This window comes from Bradyrhizobium murdochi (assembly GCF_000472965.1).
GTDB classification, from domain to species: domain Bacteria; phylum Pseudomonadota; class Alphaproteobacteria; order Rhizobiales; family Xanthobacteraceae; genus Bradyrhizobium; species Bradyrhizobium murdochi.
This window is the reverse complement of record NZ_AXAU01000065.1, coordinates 1-3,406: the sequence shown is the minus strand read 5'-3', so window position 1 is coordinate 3,406 and position 3,406 is coordinate 1. Positions and strand designations below refer to the sequence as shown.

General features: G+C 59.6%; 2 protein-coding genes. One reads left to right on the top strand and one right to left on the bottom strand.

Annotated elements, in window-relative coordinates; all coding sequences use genetic code 11:
- A partial coding sequence (locus YUO_RS47495; RefSeq protein WP_210163981.1) for a hypothetical protein occupies positions 1-274 on the top strand: 274 nt, incomplete at its 5' end.
- 625 nt (positions 275-899) lie between these two features.
- On the opposite strand, the gene YUO_RS0137565 is transcribed toward YUO_RS47495, so the two are convergent.
- On the bottom strand, positions 900-2,588 hold the full coding sequence (locus tag YUO_RS0137565; RefSeq protein WP_028351702.1) for an MFS transporter: 1,689 nt from the start codon (positions 2,586-2,588) through the stop codon (positions 900-902).
- Positions 2,589-3,406: the final 818 nt, after the last annotated feature.

Below are 3,406 nucleotides of genomic sequence, written 5' to 3'. Positions count from 1 at the left end.
AAGGCGCGACCGTATCGTAGCCAGAAGAGGCCTCGTCACCCCCGGGCGACATCATCCCGGAATGGTGGGCGACATCAAATCGGAACGGTGGGCGACATCGAGCGGAATCAGCAATACTGACCAACAAGGGCACGTGATTCTCATTAACTTCCTCAGACTCGCAGACAATTTCTGGCGCAAGAATCGAAGATTGTTCCGCGAACTAGTCGGTTTGACGGGAAAACGGCGCAAGCTGCATATGCCGTGGCGAGCTCTTCGAGCAGCATCGTCTTAAGGTAAGCCCGAAGGTAGAACCATGGTTGAACGAGTGGCACCGGACACAAGAGATTCTCGATGGAATGGGACGCTTTGCCACGAGCCGCTCTTCTCAGGTTCAGCGCATTGCGTAGACACGTGCACCACGTGACGCCCGCGGTTTGGTGATCTCAAACCGGACCTCATCCGCCGGATTGTGGCTACTGGAGCGAGGGATAGCCTCTCCTCTGACGCCACGGGTCGACGTTCGAAATCGCTCCATTCTCGCTCTCGAACGCGCTTTTGCGCAAGATGTGATCATTGATGATAGCTAAGATGTCAGCTCAAGAGCCTAGCAGCCGTCTGATCGGCTCTCCAGCAAGCAGCCGTCGAGACTGCAGGACGAGAGCAGGATAGATCTTCATCTCAGACCAGCACCTCAAAGTAATTCGTCCATCAGGACGGTACATCGTAGCGGGTGATAGGAACATGAGGACGACTTCTTACCTGCTGCGAGGCTACTAACGGGCGGGAGTGCGAGCAACCAGTTGTCTCCGATGTCGGCCATCACTCGTACCGGGTTCGAGGAGGCCGCCGGGCTTGCGCCAAGCTGCCTGTTGTGTTCGCTAACCTGCCAAACAGCACTCAAATGGCCCTGTTGGCGGCTAGGTAGTGCCTCCCGGCGCAGTCGTGATAAGCGGTAGAACATCTTTCGCAGCGCGGTCCGGAGTGTCGTCCTTCCACCTGACTGAGCCGAAAGGGCGCTCGAGCATGCGGCGGATGCGCACCGGGTTGTTCCCTATATGGAAGGCCATGGCCTGCTGTTCCATTGCACGCTCACGCTGGGTCGAGCGATTGCGGTGGCGCAGGTAATCGAGCCAGGTCGGGCAGTGATAGCGCTCGGTCCACAACTCTGGATCGGCGATGTCGCGCGCGATCGACCAGCCATAGGCCCCATTGCGCTTGCGAGATAGCTGCACTTGCTGCATCAAGGTGTGGAATGCCCGCGCGTTCTCTTGCGCAATGCGATACTCGATCTCGACCACTAAGGGCCCGCTCCGCCCGGTCAGCGCCAGGCGCACCTCTGGGTCCGCCAGCAGCTCAGCATCCTCGCCTTGGGCGTTGATGCGCGGCATGCGTAGCCACAGACCCAGCAGTGGCGAGGCCGTCATCACGGCCGCCGACACTAGGAGTGCCGTTTGGACACCGACGGCATCGGTCAAATGGCCCCAGCCCCAGCTGCCAACGGCAACCCCGCCTGATGCTGCAGCCTGGTACGCGGCGAGCGCGCGTCCCGCCACCCAACGTGGCGCGGAGAGCTGCACCGCGATGTTATTCAGTGTTCCCGACAATATCCAGCCGCCTCCCGCCAACACGAGGGCGGCCGCCGTTAACGTCGGTTCATGGGTCAGAGCTACCGCAGCGATCGCACCTCCCATTGACAGTGCGCAGGCGCGGATCGCGGCCTCACCGCTCATCCGCTTGCGTACTTTGTTGACGCTGAGCGCGCCGATTACGGCACCCAGACCAAAAACACCAAGCATGATCCCGTAGGTCTTTGCCCCGCCATGCAGGAGATCGCGCGCCACCAACGGCATCAACGCCACTATCGCACCGCCGACAACAGCCATCACCATGGACCGGGTCAGCACGATCTTAATCGATGGCGAATTGGTGATGTAGCGCACGCCCGAGACCATGGCGCGGCCGAGCTTTTCAGGAGGCAGGCGCGACGGTTCGGCGGTCCGTTTCCAGAGGAACAGCACGATCAACAGCGGCAGAAATAGCAGCGCGTTTAGTGCGAATGCAGCTACTGCACCCGCGGTCGCTACCACGACGCCACCGACGGCAGGTCCGACGCTGCGCGCGATGTTGTAGCTGATCCCGTTCAATGCGACCGCCGCAGGCAATGTTTCTAACGGCACCTGCTCGCTCACCGACGCTTGCCACGCCGGCGACATCAACGCCATGCCGCTACCGACGACAAAGCAGAGCGTCAGCAGAAGATTTGGAGTGAGTAGCCCCAGCCAAGCCAGCGCCGTTAGAGCGGTCGCGCCCGCGAGCGCGACTGAGAGCGCGATCAGCGCCACCACACGCCGGTCATACATGTCGGCAATCGCGCCGGCGGGCATCGAAATCAGCATGACCGGAAGCATCAGCGCGGTCTGCACTAGCGCGACCTTATCAGCCGACGATGTCATCTGGGTCATCGTCCAGGCGGCAGCGACGCCCTGAACGAGCATTCCGAGATTTGAAACCAGACTCCCGAACCAGACGCGTCGGAAAGTGACATGGCGTAGAGGCGCGGTGATGCTGTCAGCACTGAAGGTCTGGGGCTTGGGCGAGGCGGGCATTTCGGATCGCTGACTTCTGATTTTTGATTTTGAGCTCCGTCCGCATTTCAAGACGGATCAGAGCAGTCCTGGCTGCGAGATCCTGGTAACCTAAGTGGGCTATTGCCCAGAATCCGAGGTTCACGTCGGCTCGGCGTCAGGAGCAAGGCTGAAGTTCAAACGCTCTTCGCCGACTCAGCATCCAAGACAAACGATCCGCGCGATGTGGGTATCCTCTTTCTGCTGCAAGTGGGATGTGATGTTCGCGATTTGTTAAAAGTCAGTTTTGCTTGCTTGTTAGAGAGAACGACGACCTGGAAGAATATTTATCGGGCGCACCTCTGGCCGTGACGCCTCCTGTTATCGCATTTCAGAATGTGAAGGGGATGTATGTCAAAAGTCGACCGCATTGCATGAACATTCGGCGAGGCTGTCGGAAACATGAATTGCGTCGGCACAGTTCATGGAGTGGCCCGGCCGTACGAGTGATCGCGTCCTATCGAGTTAAGTCGGCGCATCGGATGGCTGAGAGCAACAGTCTCGGGGTTGAGCACGACCGGCTCGCCGCCTGCGTCAAACCGGCAGGCGGTTGCTTGGCTGCAGTAAGTTTGTTGGCGTGTGGTTTGCTGCCATCGGGATGCGCCAAAGACATAACGGATACGATGTTCGGCTCCGGTGAGGAAGGACTCGGATGGGGTCGGCATCGGCTCGGCTTAGTGATTCAGCACGGATTGTAGGAAGGCACGGGTGCGCTCGGATACGGGATTGGTGAAGATTTGGTCGGGTGGACCTTGTTCGATGATACGGCCAGCGTCGAAGACAGCGATGCGATCGGAGAC